Annotated in this window: 22 protein-coding genes and 1 tRNA gene; 6 read left to right on the top strand and 17 right to left on the bottom strand. The window is 70.8% G+C overall.

From position 1 onward, the window contains the following. Positions 1-11: 11 nt before the first annotated feature. Positions 12-497 (bottom strand): molybdopterin-binding protein, encoded by a 486-nt coding sequence (locus ACWGST_RS13005; protein ID WP_452047088.1) that lies wholly within the window; start codon positions 495-497, stop codon positions 12-14. Positions 498-645: 148 nt separating this feature from the next. Here ACWGST_RS13005 and ACWGST_RS13000 point away from each other — a divergent pair, with 148 nt between their 5' ends. Continuing rightward, positions 646-1320: a helix-turn-helix transcriptional regulator gene (locus ACWGST_RS13000; protein WP_452047087.1), complete on the top strand. Its 675-nt coding sequence runs from the start codon at positions 646-648 to the stop codon at positions 1318-1320. Here the strand turns inward: ACWGST_RS13000 and ACWGST_RS12995 are convergent. The 7 genes from ACWGST_RS12995 to ACWGST_RS12965 all read right to left on the bottom strand — a co-directional run bounded on the left by ACWGST_RS12995 (position 1279) and on the right by ACWGST_RS12965 (position 7653). Further along, positions 1279-1974: a phosphatase PAP2 family protein gene (locus ACWGST_RS12995; protein ID WP_452047086.1), complete on the bottom strand. Its 696-nt coding sequence runs from the start codon at positions 1972-1974 to the stop codon at positions 1279-1281. The genes ACWGST_RS13000 and ACWGST_RS12995 overlap by 42 nt on opposite strands. Before the next feature lie 75 nt (positions 1975-2049). Beyond that, on the bottom strand, positions 2050-3336 hold the full coding sequence (locus tag ACWGST_RS12990) for a multidrug effflux MFS transporter (RefSeq protein ID WP_452047085.1): 1287 nt from the start codon (positions 3334-3336) through the stop codon (positions 2050-2052). 145 nt (positions 3337-3481) lie between these two features. After that, positions 3482-5101, bottom strand: a complete 1620-nt coding sequence (gene groL, locus ACWGST_RS12985; RefSeq protein ID WP_452047084.1) for a chaperonin GroEL — start codon at positions 5099-5101, stop codon at positions 3482-3484. A 125-nt stretch (positions 5102-5226) separates the two neighbouring features. Next, the gene (locus tag ACWGST_RS12980) at positions 5227-6273 is read right to left on the bottom strand and encodes a DUF3048 domain-containing protein (protein WP_452047083.1); all 1047 of its coding nucleotides are present in this window, start codon (positions 6271-6273) and stop codon (positions 5227-5229) included. Between the two features lie 77 nt (positions 6274-6350). Further along, a complete protein-coding gene (locus tag ACWGST_RS12975) occupies positions 6351-6554 on the bottom strand; it encodes a cold-shock protein (protein ID WP_452047082.1) in 204 nt (67 codons plus the stop codon). 229 nt (positions 6555-6783) lie between these two features. Continuing rightward, positions 6784-7329: a LytR C-terminal domain-containing protein gene (locus ACWGST_RS12970; protein WP_452047081.1), complete on the bottom strand. Its 546-nt coding sequence runs from the start codon at positions 7327-7329 to the stop codon at positions 6784-6786. A 27-nt stretch (positions 7330-7356) separates the two neighbouring features. After that, positions 7357-7653 carry a DUF3263 domain-containing protein gene (locus tag ACWGST_RS12965; protein ID WP_452047080.1) on the bottom strand — a complete coding sequence of 99 codons (297 nt, stop codon included), beginning with the start codon at positions 7651-7653 and terminating at the stop codon, positions 7357-7359. A gap of 207 nt (positions 7654-7860) precedes the next feature. Here ACWGST_RS12965 and msrB point away from each other — a divergent pair, with 207 nt between their 5' ends. Both msrB and ACWGST_RS12955 read left to right on the top strand, forming a co-directional pair. Continuing rightward, positions 7861-8262, top strand: coding sequence for a peptide-methionine (R)-S-oxide reductase MsrB (msrB, locus tag ACWGST_RS12960; protein WP_452047079.1), 402 nt, complete (start codon positions 7861-7863; stop codon positions 8260-8262). A 24-nt stretch (positions 8263-8286) separates the two neighbouring features. Then, complete coding sequence (locus ACWGST_RS12955; protein ID WP_452047101.1) at positions 8287-8817, top strand: nitroreductase family protein; 531 nt, start codon at positions 8287-8289, stop codon at positions 8815-8817. On the opposite strand, the gene ACWGST_RS12950 is transcribed toward ACWGST_RS12955, so the two are convergent. The 3 genes from ACWGST_RS12950 to ACWGST_RS12940 form a co-directional block, all read right to left on the bottom strand. Then, on the bottom strand, positions 8801-9865 hold the full coding sequence (locus tag ACWGST_RS12950) for a DMT family transporter (protein ID WP_452047078.1): 1065 nt from the start codon (positions 9863-9865) through the stop codon (positions 8801-8803). The two genes, ACWGST_RS12955 and ACWGST_RS12950, sit on opposite strands and share 17 nt — an antisense overlap. A 3-nt stretch (positions 9866-9868) precedes the next feature. Then, a tRNA-Thr gene (locus ACWGST_RS12945) sits at positions 9869-9941 on the bottom strand. Between the two features lie 93 nt (positions 9942-10034). After that, a complete protein-coding gene (locus ACWGST_RS12940; protein ID WP_452047077.1) occupies positions 10035-10961 on the bottom strand; it encodes a DsbA family protein in 927 nt (308 codons plus the stop codon). Between the two features lie 253 nt (positions 10962-11214). Between ACWGST_RS12940 and ACWGST_RS12935 the strand changes: the two genes are divergently transcribed. The 3 genes from ACWGST_RS12935 to ACWGST_RS12925 all read left to right on the top strand — a co-directional run bounded on the left by ACWGST_RS12935 (position 11215) and on the right by ACWGST_RS12925 (position 14286). After that, positions 11215-12315 (top strand): ABC transporter ATP-binding protein, encoded by a 1101-nt coding sequence (locus ACWGST_RS12935; RefSeq protein ID WP_452047076.1) that lies wholly within the window; start codon positions 11215-11217, stop codon positions 12313-12315. A 154-nt stretch (positions 12316-12469) separates the two neighbouring features. Next, positions 12470-13792: a DUF4032 domain-containing protein gene (locus tag ACWGST_RS12930; protein WP_452047075.1), complete on the top strand. Its 1323-nt coding sequence runs from the start codon at positions 12470-12472 to the stop codon at positions 13790-13792. A gap of 218 nt (positions 13793-14010) precedes the next feature. After that, positions 14011-14286: a GIY-YIG nuclease family protein gene (locus tag ACWGST_RS12925; protein WP_452047074.1), complete on the top strand. Its 276-nt coding sequence runs from the start codon at positions 14011-14013 to the stop codon at positions 14284-14286. A gap of 121 nt (positions 14287-14407) precedes the next feature. Here the strand turns inward: ACWGST_RS12925 and rlmB are convergent, their stop codons facing one another. The 6 genes from rlmB to ispD form a co-directional block, all read right to left on the bottom strand. Further along, positions 14408-15448, bottom strand: coding sequence for a 23S rRNA (guanosine(2251)-2'-O)-methyltransferase RlmB (gene rlmB / locus ACWGST_RS12920; protein WP_452047073.1), 1041 nt, complete (start codon positions 15446-15448; stop codon positions 14408-14410). Continuing rightward, a complete protein-coding gene (gene cysS / locus ACWGST_RS12915) occupies positions 15445-16869 on the bottom strand; it encodes a cysteine--tRNA ligase (RefSeq protein WP_452047072.1) in 1425 nt (474 codons plus the stop codon). The genes rlmB and cysS overlap by 4 nt, the downstream gene beginning before the upstream one ends. A gap of 71 nt (positions 16870-16940) precedes the next feature. Further along, complete coding sequence (locus tag ACWGST_RS12910; protein ID WP_452047071.1) at positions 16941-17588, bottom strand: response regulator; 648 nt, start codon at positions 17586-17588, stop codon at positions 16941-16943. Continuing rightward, positions 17585-19666, bottom strand: a complete 2082-nt coding sequence (locus ACWGST_RS12905) for a sensor histidine kinase (protein ID WP_452047070.1) — start codon at positions 19664-19666, stop codon at positions 17585-17587. The genes ACWGST_RS12910 and ACWGST_RS12905 overlap by 4 nt, the downstream gene beginning before the upstream one ends. A 138-nt stretch (positions 19667-19804) precedes the next feature. Then, on the bottom strand, positions 19805-20272 hold the full coding sequence (locus ACWGST_RS12900) for a hypothetical protein (protein ID WP_452047069.1): 468 nt from the start codon (positions 20270-20272) through the stop codon (positions 19805-19807). Between the two features lie 101 nt (positions 20273-20373). Continuing rightward, positions 20374-21564, bottom strand: a complete 1191-nt coding sequence (ispD, locus tag ACWGST_RS12895; RefSeq protein ID WP_452047068.1) for a 2-C-methyl-D-erythritol 4-phosphate cytidylyltransferase — start codon at positions 21562-21564, stop codon at positions 20374-20376. Positions 21565-21639: the final 75 nt, after the last annotated feature.

The raw sequence follows: 21639 nt of genomic DNA, 5'->3' as shown, positions 1-21639 counted from the left end.
GGTCGCTCGCGTCAGTGATCGCCGCCGTCGAGCTGCGCCACGAGGTGCGGTACGAGCGGAACGACGACGTCCAGCCCGTCGGCGACGCCGCCGGTCGAACCCGGCAGATTGACGATGATCGCACGCGGCAGTCCCGCCGGTGCGGCGATTCCCACGAGTCCGCGCGAGAGCACCGCGGTCGGCACGACGGATGACCCGCGCCGACGGATCTCTTCAGAGACCCCCGGCAGCTCGGTGACGAGGAGTGGGCGCGTGCCCTCGGGGGTGAGATCGCGTGGGCCGACGCCCGTGCCGCCCGTCGTGACGACGAGGCGCACACCGACGGCGAGCGCCGCCGCGAGCGCGGCCTCGACCGACTCGGCGCCGTCGGGCACGACGGCGCCGTGCACGACCTCGAACCCCGCCTCGGCGAGGGCGGCGGCGGCGGCCGGACCCGAGGCATCCGCTCGCTCACCGCGTGCCGAACGATCGCTGACGGTGATCACCGCCGCTCTCATCCCCTTCGCGCCAACCGTCACACGCCAAGGCTAGACCAGGAGGTTCCGACGCGCGGCGGCGAGTCCGACTTGCCTTCCACGATGCACCGGACGAGACTTGACGTGAAGCCACCTCGTTCACTCCACGGTGGTGGACAAGGGGTTCGACATGACGGCTGAAACCGCTTCTCGTCACGTGCTCGGCTCGTACAGTCGGGTCGCGTTGCTGCATCTGCTGCAGCAACGGCCCGAGCAGACCGTGACCGAACTGGCCGAGGCGGTCGGCCTGCACCACAACACGACACGCGAGCACCTGCAGCGCCTCGTCGACGACGGCCTCGTCACCGTGCACCCCGAGCACCGCACCACCCGGGGGCGGCCGCGGGCGATGTACAGCGTGGCCACCGGCAGCCTCGACGAGTTGAACGCTCCTGCGCATCGGCGCCTGCGAACCGCCGTCGAGCGCGGCGAGCTGTTGCGGCGAGGAGTGCCGAACGGCGTCGACCGCGACGACGGCCTCGACCGCAACGATGCTCTGCTCGATCGCGACGCCGTGCGGCAGATCGACGCGCTCGACGACCACCTCGATCGCGCCGGGTTCGAACCCGAATACGACACCGCCGAGATCGAGGCCGGTGAGTTCGAGGTCAGGCTGGCGGGGTGCCCCTACCAGTCGATGGTCGACGAGTACCGCGAGGTCGTGTGCTCGGTGCACCTGGGCGTCATCCGCACGGTGCTCGCCCATGCCGACGGGCCGATCGAGGCCCGGCGACTCCTGCCGTTCACCGAGCCCGGTTGCTGTTCACTGCAGCTCGGCGTCGACCTGCCCGAGCCGGCCTCCTGACGCGCCGAGCTCCCGTTCGAGCGGAAGCGCCAGCACCGCCCCGAACAGCAGCGCGACGCCGATGCCGACGAGGGCTCCCCCGAGCGTGTCGGTCAGCCAGTGCGCGCCGAGGTACGTGCGGCTGAGCGCCATGAGCACCGTGTAGACCGCGCCGAGCACCCACACCCACACGCGTGGCACGAGGACGCCGACGACCACGGCGATCGTCGCGGCGTTCGCGACGTGGCCCGAGGGGTACGACCCGAAGTCGGAGGCGACGATCATGTCGTCGGGCCGCGCCCGCCCGAACAGGTGCTTGAGCACCTGCACGACGCCGGCGCTCGCGGCCGACGCCACGACGAAGTACAGGGCGCCCCACGGCCGGCGTGCGACGAGCAGCAGCACCGCGGCCCCGATCGGCACGACGAACACACCGATGACACCCCCGCCGAGCGCGTTCAGGGCGAGGGCGAACGATTCGCCCTCCGGCGTGCGCAGCCCCACCATGAACTCGGCCCAGGCCTCGTCGACGGCGAATCGCTGCGCGTCGGGCACGGCCGACACGAGCATGCCGAGGAGGCAGGCGAGCAGCAGGGCCGCCGCGCCCACGACGCCCGGTACGCGGCGCACGACCCTCGACCGTGCACCCGATGTCTGCGCGGGTTCGAGGCTCATGCCTTCACGCTACCGTCGGGCCGGCGGCATCCGTTCGAGGTCGGCGACCGATTCGGTTTCGGATGCCGCGTGGCCTCAGTCGCTGAGCGGCGGCACGGTCTTCGGGCGCACGAGCGACCACAGCGCCGCAACGGCCACGACGCCCGCGAGCAGCATCACGAACGCCATCGGCACGGCGCTGCCGACGCCCATGAGTCCGATGAGCGGCGAGATGACCCCGGCGAGCCCGAAGTTCAGCGCGCCGAGCAGTGACGCCGCGGTGCCGGCCTCTGCGCCGTGGTGGGCGAGGGCGAGCACCTGCACGGCGGGGAACGAGAACCCGCACGCGAGGATGTAGAACCAGAGCGGGATCGCGGTGCCCCAGAACCCGCCCCCAGCGGCGTCGAGCACCATGATCGTCGCGGCCATCGCGAGGTGCACGACGGTGGTGCCCGCGAGGATCCACTGCGGCGCCAGCGACCCGCGCATGAGCCGAGAGCTCGTCTGCACGCCGATGATGACGCCGACCGAGTTCACGGCGAAGAGCAGCCCGTACTCCTGCGCGTTGAAGCCGTAGAGGTCTTGGAAGAGGAACGACGAGGTCGACAGGTAGCCGAAGAGCCCCGTGAACGTCATGCCGCCGATGATCGCCGCGCCCAGGTAGACCCGGTCGCGGAAGAGCGCGGCGTAGCGGTCGCGCAACGTCGAGTGGCCGGAGACCTGGCGACGCGCCGCCGGAAGGGTCTCGACGATGCAGAACGCGACGGCGACGACCACGACCGCGCCGTAGATCGCGAGCACGACGAAGATGCCGCGCCAGTCCATGACCTGCAGCAGCTGCGAGCCGATGACCGGGGCGAGCACCGGCGCGAGCCCGTTGACGAGCGCGAGCCGCGACAGCATGCGCACGAGGGGCTTGCCGCCGAAGAGGTCGCGCACCATGGCCATGGCGACCACACCGCCGGCCGCCGCGCCGAAGCCCTGCAGCAGGCGGAACACCGAGAGCCACACGATGTCGGGTGCGAACGCCGCGGCGAGCGACGCCGCGATGTGCAGCGCCGTCGCGAGGATGAGCGGCAGGCGCCGGCCCACCTTGTCGCTCCACGGGCCGACGATGAGCTGACCGAGGCCGAACCCCACCATTGTGCCCGTGAGCGTCAGCTGCACGGCCGAGGCGGAGACGCCGAGTTCCTGCTGCAGCACCGGGAACGCCGGCAGGTAGAGGTCGACCGTGAACGGGCCGAGCGCCGTGAGCGCGCCGAGCACGAGCACGTAGACGAGTCGCTGCCGGCTGGTCAGACGGTCGCCGGGGTGCGCGAAGACGACCGGCGTCGACCGTGTGTCGTCGGGCCGGATGATCGGGATGGAGCTGGTGGAGGACATGCGTGTTCCTGTGCGGGACTCGGCCGGATCCGCACGGCGGCTCGAATCGATTCGATGTTGTGAGAGATCGATTGTATCGTGCGGAAACGACGATGGGCGCCTCCCGGGAGGGAGACGCCCATCGCGTGCTTGCGCGAGGCGCGGACTAGAAGTCCATGCCGCCCGTCGGGTCGCCGGCCGGAGCCGGGTTCCGCTCGGGCTTGTCGGCGACGACGGCCTCGGTGGTGAGGAAGAGGCCCGCGATCGACGCAGCGTTGAGCAGCGCCGAGCGGGTGACCTTCACCGGGTCGTTGATGCCGGCAGCGAGCATGTCGACGTACTCGCCGGTCGCGGCGTTGAGGCCCTGGCCGACCGGGAGGTTGCGCACGCGGTCGACCACGACGCCCGGCTCGAGGCCGGCGTTGAGGGCGATCTGCTTGAGCGGAGCGTCGATCGCGACGCGAACGATGTTCGCACCGGTCGCCTCGTCGCCCGTGAGGTCGAGCTTCTCGAAGGCAGTCTTGCCGGCCTGGATCAGGGCGACGCCACCACCGGCGACGATGCCCTCTTCGACGGCGGCCTTCGCGTTGCGAACGGCGTCTTCGATGCGGTGCTTGCGCTCCTTGAGCTCGACCTCGGTCGCCGCACCCGCCTTGATGACGGCGACGCCGCCCGCGAGCTTGGCGAGGCGCTCCTGCAGCTTCTCGCGGTCGTAGTCGGAGTCGGTGTTCTCGATCTCCTTGCGGATCTGCGCGACGCGGCCGGCGATGGCCTCCTCGTCGCCGCCACCCTCGACGATGGTCGTCTCGTCCTTGGTGATGATGACCTTGCGAGCGGAGCCGAGCAGGTCGAGCGTGACGTTCTCGAGCTTGAGACCGACCTCTTCCGAGATGACCTGGCCGCCCGTGAGGGTCGCGATGTCCTGCAGCTGCGCCTTGCGACGGTCGCCGAAGCCGGGGGCCTTGACGGCGACCGACTTGAAGATGCCGCGGATCTTGTTGACGATCAGCGTCGCGAGTGCTTCGCCGTCGACGTCTTCCGCGATGATGAGCAGCTGCTTGCCGGTCTGGATGACCTTGTCGACGATCGGCAGCAGGTCCTTGATGTTCGAGACCTTGCCGTTGACGATCAGGATGTACGGGTCTTCGAAGACCGCTTCCTGGCGCTCGGGGTCGGTGACGAAGTACGCCGACAGGTAGCCCTTGTCGAAGCGCATGCCCTCGGTCAGCTCGAGCTCGGTGCCGAAGGTGTTCGACTCCTCGACGGTGACGACGCCCTCTTTGCCGACCTTGTCGATCGCCTCGGCGATGAGCGCACCGATCTCGAGGTCGCCGGCGGAGATGGACGCGGTGGCGGCGATCTCCTCCTTGGTCTCGACCTCCTTGGCGTTGGAGACGAGCTCGGCGGTGACTGCCGCGACGGCCTTCTCGATGCCGCGCTTCAGCGAGATCGGGTCGGCGCCGGCTGCGACGTTGCGCAGGCCCTCGCGCACGAGCGCCTGGGCGAGCACGACCGAGGTCGTGGTGCCGTCGCCGGCGACGTCATCGGTCTTCTTGGCGACCTCTTTGACGAGCTCGGCGCCGATCTTCTCGTACGGGTCGTCGAGCTCGATCTCCTTGGCGATCGACACACCGTCGTTCGTGATCGTGGGTGCGCCCCACTTCTTCTCGAGCACGACGTTGCGGCCGCGCGGGCCGAGGGTCACCTTCACCGCGTCGGCGAGCGTGTTGAGGCCACGCTCGAGGCCACGACGGGCCTCCTCGTTGAAAGCAATGATCTTTGCCATGTGTTTCTCTCGTCCTTTCCCGGACGTCTTCAAAGATTCGTTGGGTTAGCACTCAAATCGAGTGAGTGCTAAATCGATTCTGGCACTCGACCGCCACGAGTGCAAGCGAGGTCGATGCTGTCCGCTCAGGGCGTGAAGGTCGCGGTGCCCGCATCGGGCACGAGCTCGACCCACGTGTTGCCGGGCGCCAGACGCAGCGGCGAGCCGTCGTCGGCGGTGAGGGTGATCGGCGACCCCGCGGCATCCTTCGACCAGGTGCCGTGGGCCGTGCGGCCCGCGACCGACACCCACGCCTCACCCGAACCGATCAGCATCGTCTTCGGGATGTCGACGTAGCTGCTGTCGTCGACGGCGACCCGCAGGGTCACCACGTTCGTCGCGTGCACGCGCTCGGCCGACGACTCGAGATCGGGCGCCCCCTCTTGCGATCGCAGCCAGAGGGAGGTCGCGGGGTCCCAGTCCCAGGCAGGCGACCGCCCGTCGGCGAAGACGAGCTCGATGCGCGTCGTCGGCGCAGCGGCGAGCGCCGGCGCGGCGAGCGGGTCGGCGGTGCCGTAGGCGAACTGCGGGGGCGGCGGGGCGAGCGCGGCGTTGCGCGAGACGGCTTCGGCCGCCTTCAGGATCACGTCGTGCGGGCCCGGCCGCTCGTCGGCGCGGTAGAAGAGCCCGGTGTCGTCGTAGTCGAAGACGATGTTGACGAGCGGGGTCGCCATCATCATCTCGACGAACTGCTCCTGGCCGCCCGAGTACGCGATGATGCCGCCGAGCGGCGAGGCGATGTCGGGATCCATCGGGCGGATCGACCGCACGGGCCCGACCTCGTCGGGCACATCCGAGTGCCACACGGCGACGTACCGCGTGAGGCCGCCCTCGACGAGCTCCTCGAACACGAGGTCGGTGCGGTTCAGCGCGATCTGCGGCCGCGCCTCTTCGTGGTTGTCGATCTTCACGGCGAGCGAGGGGTGGGCGAGTGCGGCGGCGTCGGCGACGGTGCCGCGCAAGGGCGCGAACATGACGGCGGATGCCGCGGCGTCCGCGCTCGGCCTCGCCTCGCTCGGGGCGGGGCCGGGCTCGGGTGCCGGCTGGCAGCCGGCCAGTGTCAGGGCGGCTGCGACGACGAGCACTCCGAATCGCGCCCCCCGCCGCGGGGCCGGTGCGGCCTGCGTTCGCATGCGGTCAGCGTACCCACGCGCCGGCCCCGCGGTTGCGAGAACGCGCCGCCCGACCGGCGACGCGTCCCGCGAGTCGGTCAGGCCGGGCGTACGCCCTCGGCCTGCGGCCCCTTCGAACCCGTACCGACCTCGAAGACGACCGCCTGCCCCTCTTCGAGCACCTTGTAGCCCGACATGTCGATGGCGGAGTAGTGGACGAAGACGTCTTGGCCCCCCTCATCGACGGTGATGAACCCGTAGCCCTTTTCAGCGTTGAACCACTTGACGGTTCCGTTCGCCATGCGTTGCTCCCATGTTGCCGTGTGTGATCAGCACGCGCCCGTGGCCTGTGCCGGGCCGCCCGCCCGCTCGAACGGTGCCAGGGACGGAACCGTGCGATCGGGCCTGAGCGGCCGCATCCAGATACTCACGTCGGGGCGTCGCTGCACAAGGGTCTGCCGAGCGCAGCCGATATCGGAATGGCAACGATTCGGGTGCGACGGCGTCAACCGGCCGCGTCAGCCGGCCGCGTCAGCCGGCCGTCGCGTCGGCGTAGTCGGAGCCCAGCACGACGACGAGCTGGTTGCCGGTCGCCGCGAACTGATCCGACACCCGCACGTCGGCCTCCGGCAGGAACTGGGCGACGCCTCGGGCAGCACCTTCGAGGTCGGGGGTCGCGTAGTAGACGACCGTCTCGGTGAGAGTGTCCTCGCTCGCGTTCGCGGTCGATCCCACGGGCACGCCGTTCGCGGAGAGGGCCTCGGCGGCCTGGGCTGCGAGCCCCTCGGTGGCGGTGCCGTTCAGCACGAGCACCGGGATGTCGGGGGCGATCACCGGCTCGGCCGTCACGACCGGCGCCGCGCTCGGCGTCGAGACCGGCGCGTCGCCGAAGTTCAGTCGATCGCTGAGGAGCATGACGCCGCCGATGCCGACGGCGACGAGCACCACGGTGGCGAGAGCGGCCCAACCGAACGTGATCCAGCCGGCGCCGCGGCGGGGCGGCGTTCGATGCGCACCGACCCGGTCGATGCCGTGCGGGATCGAGTCGAAACGATCGCGGGGGAACTTCTGAGCCATGGGTCCAGTCACGTGTCGGGGCCGCGCTCAGTCGAGCGGTCGGCCGATCGAGAGCGAGCGCCGCGATCGCGCCGCCGCGCGGGCCGCACGCATCCGCTGGAGTCGCTTGACCAGCATCGGGTCGTGCCGCAGAGCCGACGGTGAATCGATGAGCTCGCCGAGTATCCGATAGTAGCGGGCGGCCGAGATGCCGAACTCGTCGCGGATCGCCTCGGCCTTGGCGCCGGGATGCTGCCACGCCCGCGATTCGAAGGCGAGCACCCGCACGTCGCGCTCGTCGAGCGTCGACCCGGCGGGTCGATCCGGGAGGCGTTCGGCGCTCATCCGACCTCCCGTCACGGCGAGCAGGATGCGCGCCTGCACAAATCCTAGACACTGTCGGCCGTGCACGAGCCGAGTGACGACGGCGTGTGCCACGGCGGCGGGCCCGGCGGAACACCCCGGCGCGGTTCCGCGTTGCACCCGGTGTCGGAACCCTCAGCCAGACCTGCGAGCATTGGGGAACACCGACGTGAGCACCGGGAGGACTTCATGGCGTACAACGTGCACAAGACCGACGACGAGTGGCGCGCCGAACTCGGCGACGAGCAGTACGCCGTGCTCCGCCAGGCCGCGACCGAACGCCCGTGGACGGGCGAGCTGCTCGACGAGGAGCGCGCCGGCGTCTACTCGTGCGCCGCATGCGGGGCCGAACTCTTCAAGAGCGGCACGAAGTTCGACTCGGGCTGCGGCTGGCCGAGCTTCTACGAGTCGGTGCGGCCCGAGGCCGTGCAGCTCATCGAGGACTCCTCGCTCGGCATGGTGCGCACCGAGGTGCGCTGCGCGAACTGCGGCTCGCACCTGGGGCACGTCTTCCCCGACGGATTCGGCACGCCGACCGGCGATCGCTACTGCATGAACTCGATCGCGCTCGACTTCTCTGCCGAGCGCTGAGTGGCTCGCTCGGTTCGGGAGGCGATGCTCGCGCGTCGTTCGTCGCCGAAGCTCACGGATACCGCGCCCGACGACGCCGAGATCGTCGCACTGCTCGAGGCGGCGGGCCGGGTCGCCGACCACGCCTCGTTGCGGCCCTGGCGGTTCATCGCCCTGCGCGGGGACGCGCGGCACCGGCTGGGCGACGTGCTCGCCGCAGTCGCCGGGCTCGACGGCGAGCCGGCCGCTCGGCTCGCGGCCAAGCCGCTGCGGGCGCCGCTGCTGCTCGCGATCGTCTCGTCGACGACGGCGCACTTCAAGGTTCCCGCTTGGGAGCAGGAGCTCGTCGCCGCGGGCGTCGCCCACCAGTTGAGCCTGCTCCTCGATGACGCCGGGTGGGGCGTCATGTGGCGCACGGGGCCGCACACGCGGCATCCGCTCGTCGCCGAACTGCACCGCCTCGCCGACGGTGAGCGACTGCTCGGCTGGCTCTACGTGGGCGGCGTGCCCGACGGCGCACGCACCGATCGCCGACTCGACGTCGACGCGGCCTCGAGGTTCAGCTCGCTGGAGTGACCCCGACGGGCCGATCGGCCTCGGGCCGCTCGGTGGGCGGCTCGGCCGCGGGCGGCAGCGCGTGCTTGCGTCGCCCCCAGCGGATCGAGGCGACGCCCACGGCGACGAGCGCGAGCGCGGTGCCGCCGATCGTCGCGATGCCGATCGGCCGGCCGGCCGTCGGCAGCAGCAGGTCGAGGGCGAGGGCGGCGACGAGTTGGCCCGCGACCCCGCAGAGGGCGAGCACGAGCACGCCGAGCCGGCGCACGAGCATCGCCTGCCCGGCGATGAAGATGCAGCCGAGCGCGCCACCGGTATAGAGCCAGAGCTCGGTCGGCATGGCTTCGGGCCAGCCTGAGGATGCCGCGTGCACGAACATCACGACGACGAGCGCCGTCGTTCCGACGACGAAGTTGATCACGGTCGCCGTGAGCGCACTGCTCGCAACGCCCTTCACGCGCCCGTTCACGGCCTGCTGCCACGCGGAGCCGAGGCCCGCGATGAACGGCAGCACCATGAGCAGCAACGGCGCATCGCCGGCGATCTGGGCCGACACGGCCCAGCCGATCGCCGCGAGCGCGAGCAGCGCCCCGATCACCCGGGTGAGACTCGGCGGGCGACGGCCGCCCGGACCGAGGCCGATCAGGTCGAACACGACACCGCCGACCGTCTGCCCCGCCACGATCGCGATCGTGAACAGCGCCACCCCGATGACGCCCACCGAGAGCCCCTGCGTCGTCACGAACCAGGCGCCGGCGAGGCCGCCGAGCACCATCCACCAGACGAGTTCGCGGCGGCGGAGCGCCTCGGCCACCCTGGCCAGCCCGATGCGACCGGGCTTCCACAGCGGCAGCACGACGAGCAGGATCACGAGACCGCTGCCGAACGAGATCGCCGCCGCCGTGAACGGGTCGTCGAGCGCCACCGCGAGCTGTCCGTTGATGCGTGACTGCAGCGCCGTGCCCGCACCGAACAGCAGGGCGAGCGCGAGCGCGACCCACATCGGCAGGCGCGACTGTTCGAGGTGCGCGTGATGGTGGGTGGCGGTGCCGGCTTCGTGATGATTCATGGGAGCCGGCTATGGGACTCGAACCCACAACCCCCGCTTTACAAGAGCGGTGCGCTACCAATTGCGCCAAGCCGGCAAGGCGATGCCTCGACGACATCCTACCGATGGTCGTCGGCCGAGATGCACGAAAGCCCGGCACGCGGCCGGGCTTTCGTGAGTGTCGTCGAGGTTACGGCTCCGGGCTGGGCGACGGCGACGGCGTCGAGGTGTTCTCGGAGAATGTCTCGCCGGTGGCCTGCAGCACGAACGACTGGAACTCGGCCGGGTCGGTGAGCGAGCCCCCGTACTGCTTGCCGTTCACGAGCACCGTCGGGGTGCCGGTGATCGACGGGAGGTCGGAGTTCGGCACGGGTTCGGTCAGCGCCCGCGTCGTCGCGTCTTGCACCCACTTCTTGAACTGGGTGTCGTCGATGCACGTCTCGATCGTCGACAGCGAGCTGACGCCGGCCTTCTTCGCGAGCGACGTGATCTCGGCGTTGTCGAGGCCGACCGACGTCTCTTCGGGCTGGTTCTCGAAGAGCAGCGCGTTGAAGTCGAAGAACGATTCGGGCGAGGTGTTCGCCACGCAGGCTGCGGCGTTGGCCGCACGCAGCGAGTACTGGGTGCCGGCCGACTTGTTGGTCAGCAGGGCGATGGGATGCACCTCGAGCGTCGCAGCACCGGACTCGACCATCGTGCGGATGGAGTCGGCGTTCGCCGTCTCGAACTGGCCGCAGAACGGGCACAGGTAGTCGATGTAGGTGACGATGTTCGCCACGGTGCCGCTGTCGTCGGGCACGGTCGGCGTGGGCGTCTCGCCCGCCGCGAGCGCGGGCGTCTCGGTCGGGGTGATCGCGCCGTCGACGCCCGTGAGGAGGATGCCGTCGCTCGCCATGTTGGCGGGGCCGGGGCCCTCGGGCTTGATGCTGTTGAAGATCAGACCGCCGATGAGCGCCGCGATCGCCACGACGGCGAGGATGACGCCGCCCTGGATGAGCCACTTGTTGCGTCGTTCGCGCTTCTTCTGCTCCTCTCGGAGCTCACGAGCCTTCTCACGCGCGGCGTCGCGCTGCTCGTTACGGGTGGGGCGTGGCTGATTCGATCCGCCGTTGCTCATCGATGGTCACTCCGGTCGCTGTGTGGGCGTGCATGTATGCATGCGGACGCACCCACGATAGTAGGGACGATGGCTGTGAAACACCCAAACGGATTCCATGCGGCGTTCGGATTCGACCGGTCGGCGGTGCCGCCGAACGCACGCGTCGGGCCAACCCCCGCGCGCGTGCGATACTGAGTGGGCGTCAGCGTCGACGCAGTCCATCACTACGGATCGTCCGGCACGTACCTGCCGGTGAAGGAGAAACACGAAAATGGCGTCAGTCACGTTCGACAAGGCAACCCGCCTCTACCCCGGCGGCACCCGTCCCGCCGTCGACCAGCTCGACCTCGAGGTCGCAGACGGCGAGTTCCTCGTCCTCGTCGGCCCCTCCGGTTGCGGCAAGTCCACGTCGCTCCGCATGCTCGCGGGCCTCGAAGAGGTCAACGAGGGCAACATCTTCATCGGCGACCGCAACGTCACCGATGTGCCGCCGAAAGACCGCGACATCGCCATGGTCTTCCAGAACTACGCGCTGTACCCGCACATGACCGTCGCCGAGAACATGGGCTTCGCTCTCAAGATCGCGGGCATCGGCAAAGACGAGCGCGCCGCGCGTGTGCTCGAGGCGGCGAAGCTGCTCGACCTCGAGCCCTACCTCGCCCGCAAGCCCAAGGCCCTCTCGGGTGGTCAGCGTCAGCGCGTCGCCATGGGCCGCGCGATCGTGCGCCAGCCCCAGGTGTTCCTCATGGACGAGCCGCTGTCGAACCTCGACGCGAAGCTGCGCGTGCAGACCCGCACCCAGATCGCGTCGCTGCAGCGTCGGCTCGGCGTCACGACGGTCTACGTCACGCACGACCAGACCGAGGCACTCACCATGGGCGACCGCATCGCCGTGCTGAAAGACGGTCTGCTGCAGCAGGTCGGCACCCCGCGCGACCTCTACGAGAAGCCGAACAACGTGTTCGTCGCCGGCTTCATCGGCTCGCCCGCGATGAACCTGTTCCACGCGGAACTCGTCGACGACGGAGTGAAGTTCGGCACGGCGACGGTTCCGGTCGACCGCGAGACGCTCGCCGAGTCGAGCGGCACGAGCGCCACGATCGGCGTGCGCCCCGAAGACATCACCGTCTCCCCCGTCCAGGGCGAGGGCCTCGCGGTCGACGTCGACCTCGTCGAGGAGCTCGGCGCCGACGGCTACCTCTACGGCCACTCCACGGTCGAGGGCAAGCGCACCGACATCGTCGCCCGCGTCGACGGCCGCAACCACCCGAGCGCCGGTGACAAGGTCTACCTCACGGCGACCCCGCACCACGTGCACCTCTTCGACGCCGAGTCGGGCGAGCGCCTCGGCAACAAGGCCGTCGTCAGCTGACCCTGTCTGTCGATCGACGTGCCGGTCGGGCTTCGGCCCGGCCGGCATCGCCGTATCCGGGCGAGTCGATCGAGCAGGCCAGCGCCACGCGGCATCCGCTCGCGTGAATACGGTGCCGAACGAGACGTGGCACGAAATCTGAAAGGATCGTCGAATGAGCGGCTCGCTCTCGATCACGTCGGCGATGGCCGACCCCGCGCTGCTCGACCTGCCATGGGATCTTCCGCTCGAGGCCTGGCCGAACGACACGATCGCGGCGCTGCCGAAGGGCATCTCGCGCCACCTCGTGCGGTTCGCGCACCTCGGCGCCCACATCGTGGCGATCAAGGAGACGACCGCCGAGATGGCCAAGGGCGAATACGAGATGCTGCGCACCCTGCAGCGGCTCGACGTGCCGTGCGTCGACCCGGTCGCCGTCATCACGAACCGCACCGACGCCGAGGGCGAAGAGCTGAAGCCCGTGCTCGTCACCCGGCACCTGCGCTTCTCGCTGCCCTACCGGGCGCTGTTCTCGCAGACCCTGCGGCCCGACACCGCCACCAGGCTCGTCGATGCCCTCGCGGTGCTGCTCGTGCGCCTGCACATCGTGGGCTTCTTCTGGGGCGACGTGTCGCTGTCGAACACGCTGTTCCGCCGCGACGCCGGTGCGTTCGCCGCCTACCTCGTCGACGCCGAGACCGGCAAGCTCTACGAGGGCGGCCTGTCGAACGGGCAGCGCGAGAACGACCTCGAGATCGCCCGCGTCAACATCGCGGGCGAGCTGCTCGACCTCGAGGCGGGCGGCAAGGTCGCCGACGAGCTCGACCCCGTCAACATCTCGAACGGCATCGTCGAGGCCTATCGAAGCCTGTGGACCGAACTCACCGGTTCGGAGTCGTTCTCGAGCGCCGAGCGCTGGCGCATCAACGAGCGGGTCAACCGGCTCAACGAACTCGGCTTCGACATCGAAGAGCTGGCGATCAAGACGGATGAATCGGGCACGACCGTGCGCATCCAGCCGAAGGTCGTCGACGCCGGCCACCACCAGCGACGCCTGCTGCGGCTGACCGGTCTCGACGCCGGCGAGAACCAGGCGCGGCGGCTGCTGAACGACCTCGACTCCTATCGGGCGGCGTACGGCAAGGCCGAGCTCGACGAAGAGATGGTCGCGCACGAGTGGCTCATGCGCGTGTTCGAGCCCGTGGTGCGGGCGATCCCGCTCGAGCTCCGCGGCAAGCTCGAGCCCGCAGAGGTGTTCCACCAGTTGCTCGACCACCGCTGGTACCTCGCGCAGCAGGCCGGGCACGACATCCCGCTCGCCGAGGCCGTGACCTCGTATGTCAACACGGTGCTGCGTCACCGGCGCGACGAGGCGACCGTGATCGGCCCGCCGACGGACTCGTTCACATCGCCGATCGAGACGATCCCGTCGACCGACACGGCGGCCTTCGCCGCACTCGACCCCGACGACGACGGCGACTGGCGCACGAACGTCTGACCCGGAGGCCCACCCCCGCCCCGGTGGTCGAGTAGCGAGCGCAGCGAGCGTATCGAGACCGGCGCGGGTCCGGTGGTCGAGTAGCGAGCGCAGAGAGAGCAGCGGGACCGGCGCGGGTCCGGTGGTCGAGTAGCGAGCGCAGCGAGCGTATCGAGACCCCCTGTGCATAATCGTGCTCGCCTCGCCGACGATTGCGTCAAACTCGCTGCATGGCCCACATGTACATCGTCGAGTGCGCCGACGGCAGCTTCTACGTCGGCAGCACCATCGACCTCGAACGCCGCATCGCACAGCACAACGCGGGGGAAGGCGCCGCATACACCCGCACGCGTCGGCCGGTGCGCTTGGTGTACTGCGAAGAGTCCTCTCGCATCGACGATGCATACGCACGAGAGAAACAGGTGCAGAACTGGGGCAGAGCGAAGCGGATCGCGCTGATCGAAGGTCGGGTCTCCGAGCTCAACGCGTTGAGCCGAAAGCGGCCGCGGGAGTAGCTTCGTACACCGCCATCCGGTCTCGATACGCTCGCTGCGCTCGCTACTCGACCACCGAACCCCGCACCGCCATCCGGTCTCGATACGCTCGCTGCGCTCGCTACTCGACCACCGAACCCCGTCACTCGGCTGCGGGAACCGCGCGGAGCTTCGAGATCTCGTAGAGCGTGACCGAGGCCGCGATGCCGGCGTTGAGCGACTCGGTCGACGCCGAGATGGGGATCGAGACGATCGCGTCGCACGTCTCGGCGACGAGTCGCGAGAGGCCCTTGCCCTCGCTGCCGACGACGATCACGATCGGGCGATCGGCCCAGGTGAGGCCGGGCAGCGAGACATCCCCGTCGCCGTCGAGACCGAGCACGAACACCCCGCGCTCTTTCAGCGACTTGAGCGTCTGCGTGAGGTTCGGCGCCATCGCGACGGGCACGCGCGCCGCCGCGCCGGCGGAGGTCTTCCAAGCTGCGGCGTTCACGCCGACCGAGCGGCGCTGCGGCACGATGACGCCCTGGCCGCCGAACGCGCCGGTCGAGCGCAGGATCGCGCCGAGGTTGCGCGGGTCGGTGATGCCGTCGAGCGCCACGAAGAGCGGCGTCTCGTCGCGGGCGAGCACTTCGTCGAGCAGTTCGATGGGGTGCGCGTACTCGTACGGCGGCACCTTGAGCGCGAGGCCCTGGTGCACGCCGCCCTCGCCGGCGAGCCGGTCGAGTTCGGGTCGCATGACCTCGAGCATCGGGATGCCGCGATTGGTGGCGACCTTCATCGCCTCGCGCACGCGGTCGTCCATCTCGATCCGCGAGGCGACGTAGAGCGTCGTCGCGGGGATGCGGGCGCGCAGCGCCTCGACGACCGAGTTGCGACCGGTCACGATCTCGGACTCGTCGCCCGACTTCGCCCGCCGAGCAGCGCCCGAGGCACCGCGCGGCGCACCGGCGCGTGAGCCCGAACCAGAGCCGCCCTGCCCGGCGACGCGCTTGCCGCCGCTCGCGCTGTAGCGTTCCTGCGCCGCCTTCTTCTTGCCGGCGGGGTGCCAGGCCCGGTCTTCAGCCTTCGGGGTCGGACCCTTGCCCTCGAGGGCCTGGCGGCCCTGGCCGCCCGAGCCGACCTGCTTGTTCTTCGCCTTCCGCACGGCTCCGGCGCGCGACTTGCCGCTGCTGCCCTTCATAGTTCCAAGCTCCAATGCGTTCCGGTCGAACTGTCTTCGATGGTGATGCCCGCTGCCGAGAGTTCGGCGCGGATGCGGTCTGCGGCAGCGTAGTCCCTCGACTCGCGCGCAGCCTGTCGGTCTTCGATGAGGCGCGCGACGAGCGCCTCGAGGGCGGATGCCGCGGGGCCCGCGTCGCCGGCGGTCCACCGGGCATCGCGCGGGTCGATGCCGAGCACCTCGACCATGGCGACGACCTGCCCGTGCGCCACGGCTGCGTCGTGCAGCTCTTCGGCGTCGAGCGACTGGTTGCCGGCGCGCACGGTGTCGTGCAGCACGGCGAGGGCCTGCGGCACGCCGAGGTCGTCGTCCATGGCAGCGGCGAATGCGTCGGGGATGACGGGTGCCCCGACACCCGCGTAGCGCGTGCCGGCGAGTCGCCGTTCGACCCGCGAGAGGAACCCGCGGATGCGGTCGACCGCCGCCTCGGCCTCGGCGAGCGAGCTCGGCGCGTAGTCGAGCGTCGAGCGGTAGTGCGCGGCACCGAGCAGGTAGCGCACCGCGAGCGGCGAGGCGAGCTCGAACAACTCCGCGGCGTACACGGAGTTGCCGAGCGACTTCGACATCTTCTGCCCGCCGATGTTCACGAGGCCGTTGTGCACCCAGTACCGGGCGTAGCCGTCGCCCGCTGCGGTCGACTGGGCGAGCTCGTTCTCGTGATGCGGGAACCGCAGGTCGAGGCCGCCCCCGTGGATGTCGAACTCGGCGCCGAGATAGCGCGTCGCCATGGCCGAGCACTCGATGTGCCAGCCCGGCCGCCCGTCGCCCCACGGCGACGCCCAGCTCGCCGACTCGGGCTCCGCGGGCTTGCGCCCCTTCCACAGGGCGAAGTCGCGGGGGTCGCGCTTGCCCCGGGGGTCGGCGTCGGCCGCCGCCTCCATGTTGTCGCGGGCTTGACGGGTCAGTTCGCCGTACGCGGGCCAGCTCGCGGTGTCGAAGTACACGTCGCCCGAGGCATCCGCCGCGGCGTAGGCGTGCCCACGCTCGACGAGCCGCTCGATGAGCTGTTGCATCTGCGCGATGCTCGCGGTCGCGCGCGGCTCGTAGCTCGGCGCCAGGATGCCGAGCGAGGCATATGCCGCACTGAACTCGAGCTCGACCCGGTAGGCGAGGGCCCACCACTCTTCGTCGGTGCCGTTGTCGGTCGCCGCGTTCAGGATCTTGTCGTCGATGTCGGTGACGTTGCGCACGAAGGTCACGTCGTTGCCGCGGTAGGCGAACCAGCGACGCATGATGTCGTAGACGAGGGCGCTGCGCAGGTGCCCGATGTGGGGGCTCGACTGCACGGTCGGGCCGCAGACGTAGATGCCGACGCGCCCGTCGCGCAGGGGCGCGAAGTCGCGCAGGGCCTGAGCCTTCGAGTCGTAGAGTCGCACGGTCACCAGCCAAGACTACCGGCCGGGTGCGTCCTGCCCCTGCGCGACGGGTGGGGCGAATGGTCCGCGGACCGCACTCACCCGCGACCGAGGCCCGCCCGTCGCGCAAGCTCCTCGGCCTCCGCGCGAGTCTGAACCCCCATACGGCGGGTCGCCGAGGTGAGCACGTTCCGAACGGTCTTCACGCTGAGGTGCAGGCGCGTGGCGACCATGGCCGGCGAGAGGCCGCTCGCGGAGAGGTCGAGGACCTGGCGCTCGCGCTCGGTGAGCCCTGGCAGCGGCGGCGACCAGGCTCCGTCGGAGTGCCGCAGCAGCGCCCGCGCCTTCGGCGCCACGCTGGCGCCGAGGAGCAGGTCGCCGCGCGCGGCGGCACGGATCACCCGCTCGAGCTCATCGGGCTGCGCGCCCTTCAGCACGTAGCCGTACGCGCCGAGTGCGAGCGCCTCTGCCACAGCCTCGTCCTCGTCGACCATGGTGAGCATCACGATCGCCGTCGCGGGCGACGCCTTCCGCAGCCGGGCGATGACGTCCAGTCCGCTGCCGCCGGGCATGCGGATGTCGAGGAGCAGCACATCGGGGGTCTCGACGACGCCGATCCGCAACGCGTCGCCCGGCGACCCGCCCACGGCCACGAGCTCGAACTCCCCGCCCGCGGCCAACAGGGCACGAACACCCTGCCTGAACAGTTCGTGGTCGTCGACGACGGCCACGCGGATGCCGCTCATGCCAGGGCTCCGCTCGTCGACTCCGCGGCGTCGTGGTCGCCCGGGAGGAGCGGAAGCTCGACGTGCACCTCGACACCGCCCGCGGCGGTTCGTCCGATCCGGAACTCGCCTCCGACCTCGGCGACCCGCTCGCGCATCGAGCCGATGCCGACGCCGGGCACGATCGGCCCGCCTGTCCCTGCGTCGCCGATCGTGAGCGACAGTCGGTCGGGTGCCTCCTCCGAGCTGAGCGCCACGGTGCATGCCAGCACCCCCGAGTGGCGGATGGCGTTGGCGATCGACTCCACCGCGACCCGGTAGGCGACCACTTCGACGGCGCTCGGCAGTCGTACCGACACCGCGTCGACGAGTCTCACCTCGAATCCGCCCGGCGCCACCGTCTCGGCGAACGCCGCGATCGCCGCGACGAGCCCCCGCGAGTCGAGGGCGGGCGGGCGCAACCCGTACACGAGCTCGCGCAGCGAGCCGACCGCCGTCTCGAGGCTCGCGCGCGAGCTCGCAAGCAGCTCGCGCGCGGCATCCGGCCGGCCGTCGAGCCGATGCTCGGTCGCACCCAACTGCAGGATGACGCCGCCGAGGCGCGGCCCGAGTTCGTCGTGCAACTCGTTCCGGATCCGACGCCGCTCGTCCTCCTGCGCCGTGATCAGCCGGGCGTGCGCGGCGCGGAGCTCGAGATCCCTTCCCGCCGAGTGCAGTGCCGCAGCCACCACCGCGGCGATGCGGACGATCTCGCGCCGCTCGCCCTCGACGAGGTCGCCATGTCGGGCCCGATGGATGCGGAGGATGCCCACGTTCCGCGCGCGGTGCTCGAGCGCGACATCGAACGTCACCGCACCGGTCGCACCGCCCGTCGCATCGCCCCATCTCGCGGCCGGGAGCACGGGGTCGGCGGGGATCAGTTCCACCGACGACAGGCCGAACGCGGCGCAGATGGTCTCGACGGCGGTAGCGCCGAGGCGGGAGGGATCGGTGACGGGCGCGAGGCTCGCGGTCAGCCGGTCGAGCGCGGTATCCGGGTCACGGGCTCCCGCGCCCGCCAGCCGTCGGAGCAGCGCGCGCATGGCGTCGAATGCCGGCACGGCGATGATGGCGGCGAGCGCGGCGATGACGACGAGCGCGACGGACGGCTCGACCCCCACCGCCATCGCCGCCATCGCCGCGACCGCCCCACCCGCCAGGAGGAGCGCAGCGACACCGCCGGCGGCGAGGGCCCTGATCGTCGAGCCGTGCGGATCCCAGAGCCCGCGCGAGAGCACCGCGAGCCCGATCGCCGTCGGAATCGACAGGAAGGCCGCAGCGACGACCGCCTGCACTGCGAAGTCGCCGATCGACCCTCGCGGAAACACCATCGCCTGCAGCAGCCCGCCGAGCGCGAGCGCCACCAGTGCGGCGCAGAATGCGATCAGGACCAGGCGGATGCCACGACGATCCGCGGCATCGGGAGTCGTCGCCAGTCGGGCGATGAGGTCGGCGGAGGCGGCGATGAGCGCCAACCCTCCCAGGGCCAGCACGATCACCGTGTACGGCGGCGGCGTCAGCGGAAGCGCGACCGTGAACGCGAGGAGTGCCGCGAGCGGAAGGACGCTGAACCGCGCGCGAAGGCGCGCGTCGGGGAACGTCAGCATCCACACGGCGAATCCGGCGAAGGTGACGGACTCGAACCACACGCCCAGCCAGGCTCCCCCGTCGCTCGCAGCAGCCGCGACCGTCTGCGGGAATGCGAGCCCGATGGTGAACAGGCCGAAGGCGCCGGCAGCGACATCCGGGCGACGACCGCCCCAGCGCAGCAGCAGCGCACCGACCACGAAGCACGTCGTTGCGATGATCGTCACAGCGCTGAGACCGACGGTGGCGGCCAGTTCCGGAGAGATCCCGAGCTGCAGCATGCGAGCGGCCGCTTCGGCGGGCAGGCTGCCCGGTGGGCAATCCTGCGTCGCGCAGACCGTGGCCCGAACGGCGTACGCGTTCGGCAGGCTGACCGCGAAGGCGACGACGCCCACGAGGCCCCAGGCCGCGACCGCGAACCGGAGCGCACCGGCGTGCCGTTTCGCGGGGGCCTGGAGCCCAGGAGCCGTCATGCCCGGAGCATAGCAACGCGCCGGTCCGCCGGTGCCGCGACGCTCACACCGTCATGGCGACCGACGCAGTCGGCCGCGCGAGCGCGACGGCCGCCCAGATCGCCGCCATCGGCAGCGCGTTCGGAGGAATGAGGAACATCACCGGGATGAGCAGCGCGAGGCCGACGCCGACCCACCAGCGCCAGAGCAGCCGGCACGGGCGCCGAGAACGCCGACGACGATCAGTCCCAACGCGATGAGCGCGACCTCCGCGAGGAAGAGTACGAACGCCGGCTCGGAACCGGTCGCGGCGACCCACAGCATCGTGATGCCCGATGCGGCGAGGCCGACGATCGCAGGGAGCCACCAGAGCGATGAACGGCGACGCGGGGCCATCAACGCCAAACAGGCGGCTCCTGCCAGGAACGCGGCGCCGACCAGCCCTTCGGACGCCGCGCCAAGCGCCCCGGCATGATCGGCGGTGTCGCCCAACGCGACCATGGCGACGACGAAGTTCGCGACGAAGAGCGCGACCGCGATCCACGCAGCCACCCTGGCGGCACGGATGCGGTTCGGAAGCGCGGCGGCACGGCGGGCGGCGGCGACAGGGGTGAGCGTTCGAGACATCTGGACCTCCGGGTCTCTCGTGAGGTCTCCACCGTCGCTCACTGACGATCCCGGCATGGGGGAACCGTGTCCCGGAACCCGGGACACGGCTCCGCAGGCGATCAGGCGGGAATGAGCAGTGCCGTCGCGATCGCCGCGATGCCCTCGCCGCGACCCGTGAACCCGAGTGCATCGCTCGTCGTCGCGGCGACGCTCACGTGGGCGCCGAGCACGCGCGACAGCAGGGCCTCGGCCTCGGCACGTCGCGGCGCGAGCTTCGGGCGGTTGCCGACGATCTGCACGGTCACGTTGCCGACCCGCCAGCCGGCGGCCTCGACGAGGCGGCGCGTCTCGGCGAGGAACATCTCGCCGTGCGCACCTGCGAACCGGGCGTCGGCCGTGCCGAATACCTGCCCGACGTCGCCGAGGCCCGCCGCAGCGAGCAGTGCGTCGCAGATCGCGTGCGCTGCGGCGTCGCCGTCGGAGTGGCCCGACAGGCCGCGTTCACCCGGCCATTCGAGCCCCGCGAGCCAGAGCGGGGTCGTGTCGTCGGCGGCGAAGGCGTGCACGTCGGTGCCGGTGCCGATGCGCGGCGCTGAGGCCGCCGCCGAGGCCGCAGCGGGCTCCCGCTCAGCGACGAGCTGCTCGGCGCGGTGCAGGTCGGCGGGCACGGTGATCTTGAAGGCGCGCACGTCGCCGGGCACCACGTCGACGATCAGACCGGTGGATGCCGCGAGCGCCGCGTCGTCGGTGAAGTCGCCGTGCGCCGTGGCGTAGGCGTGATCGAGCGAGGCACGGGGAAAGCCCTGCGGCGTCTGCACGGCCCGGAGCGTCGAGCGGTCGACCGTCTCGAGCACGCGCCCGTCGGCGGAGACCCGCTTGACCGTGTCGACGACGCTGAGCGCCGGCACGATGCCGCGGCGACGCGCACGCACCGCCCCCGCGACCTCGTCGAAGAGCAGCGCCGGCGCGAGGGCGCGCGCCGCATCGTGCACGAGCACGGTCTCGATCGGACCGGGCAGCGCGGCGAGCCCGTTCGCGACCGACTCCTGTCGTGTCGCGCCGCCGGCGACCACGTCGAGCGCGGCCGAGGCCGCCGCCGCGACCGGGGCGAACCGAGACCGCGTGGACTCGACGAGTTCGGCCGGCACGACGAGCACGAGGTGCGGCGTTTCGCGCATGCCGAGCACGGAATCCACGGCGACCGAGAGCACCGTGCCCGAGCCGAGGGGCACGAAAGCCTTGGGCTCGGCGTGGCCGAGCCGGGTGCCGCTGCCCGCGGCGACGACGATGACGGCGGTCGATGAGCTCACGATTCGAGCGTACTCGCGGCGGATCGTGGCGGAAACGCCCCGGAGACGACGAACGGCGGGTGCGTGGGCACCCGC

This window comes from Agromyces sp. NPDC055520 (assembly GCF_053619715.1).
This window is presented reverse-complemented; position numbering and strand designations above follow the sequence as displayed.

Bases quoted from the DNA above. Each gene is read 5' to 3' on its own strand.
- ACWGST_RS13005 (WP_452047088.1), bottom strand. From the start codon at position 497: ATGAGAGCGGCGGTGATCACCGTCAGCGATCGTTCGGCACGCGGTGAG.
- ACWGST_RS13000 (WP_452047087.1), top strand. From the start codon at position 646: ATGACGGCTGAAACCGCTTCTCGTCACGTGCTCGGCTCGTACAGTCGG.
- ACWGST_RS12995 (WP_452047086.1), bottom strand. From the start codon at position 1,974: ATGAGCCTCGAACCCGCGCAGACATCGGGTGCACGGTCGAGGGTCGTG.
- ACWGST_RS12990 (WP_452047085.1), bottom strand. From the start codon at position 3,336: ATGTCCTCCACCAGCTCCATCCCGATCATCCGGCCCGACGACACACGG.
- groL (WP_452047084.1), bottom strand. From the start codon at position 5,101: ATGGCAAAGATCATTGCTTTCAACGAGGAGGCCCGTCGTGGCCTCGAG.
- ACWGST_RS12980 (WP_452047083.1), bottom strand. From the start codon at position 6,273: ATGCGAACGCAGGCCGCACCGGCCCCGCGGCGGGGGGCGCGATTCGGA.
- ACWGST_RS12975 (WP_452047082.1), bottom strand. From the start codon at position 6,554: ATGGCGAACGGAACCGTCAAGTGGTTCAACGCTGAAAAGGGCTACGGG.
- ACWGST_RS12970 (WP_452047081.1), bottom strand. From the start codon at position 7,329: ATGGCTCAGAAGTTCCCCCGCGATCGTTTCGACTCGATCCCGCACGGC.
- ACWGST_RS12965 (WP_452047080.1), bottom strand. From the start codon at position 7,653: ATGAGCGCCGAACGCCTCCCGGATCGACCCGCCGGGTCGACGCTCGAC.
- msrB (WP_452047079.1), top strand. From the start codon at position 7,861: ATGGCGTACAACGTGCACAAGACCGACGACGAGTGGCGCGCCGAACTC.
- ACWGST_RS12955 (WP_452047101.1), top strand. From the start codon at position 8,287: ATGCTCGCGCGTCGTTCGTCGCCGAAGCTCACGGATACCGCGCCCGAC.
- ACWGST_RS12950 (WP_452047078.1), bottom strand. From the start codon at position 9,865: ATGAATCATCACGAAGCCGGCACCGCCACCCACCATCACGCGCACCTC.
- ACWGST_RS12940 (WP_452047077.1), bottom strand. From the start codon at position 10,961: ATGAGCAACGGCGGATCGAATCAGCCACGCCCCACCCGTAACGAGCAG.
- ACWGST_RS12935 (WP_452047076.1), top strand. From the start codon at position 11,215: ATGGCGTCAGTCACGTTCGACAAGGCAACCCGCCTCTACCCCGGCGGC.
- ACWGST_RS12930 (WP_452047075.1), top strand. From the start codon at position 12,470: ATGAGCGGCTCGCTCTCGATCACGTCGGCGATGGCCGACCCCGCGCTG.
- ACWGST_RS12925 (WP_452047074.1), top strand. From the start codon at position 14,011: ATGTACATCGTCGAGTGCGCCGACGGCAGCTTCTACGTCGGCAGCACC.
- rlmB (WP_452047073.1), bottom strand. From the start codon at position 15,448: ATGAAGGGCAGCAGCGGCAAGTCGCGCGCCGGAGCCGTGCGGAAGGCG.
- ACWGST_RS12910 (WP_452047071.1), bottom strand. From the start codon at position 17,588: ATGAGCGGCATCCGCGTGGCCGTCGTCGACGACCACGAACTGTTCAGG.
- ACWGST_RS12905 (WP_452047070.1), bottom strand. From the start codon at position 19,666: ATGACGGCTCCTGGGCTCCAGGCCCCCGCGAAACGGCACGCCGGTGCG.
- ACWGST_RS12900 (WP_452047069.1), bottom strand. From the start codon at position 20,272: ATGTCTCGAACGCTCACCCCTGTCGCCGCCGCCCGCCGTGCCGCCGCG.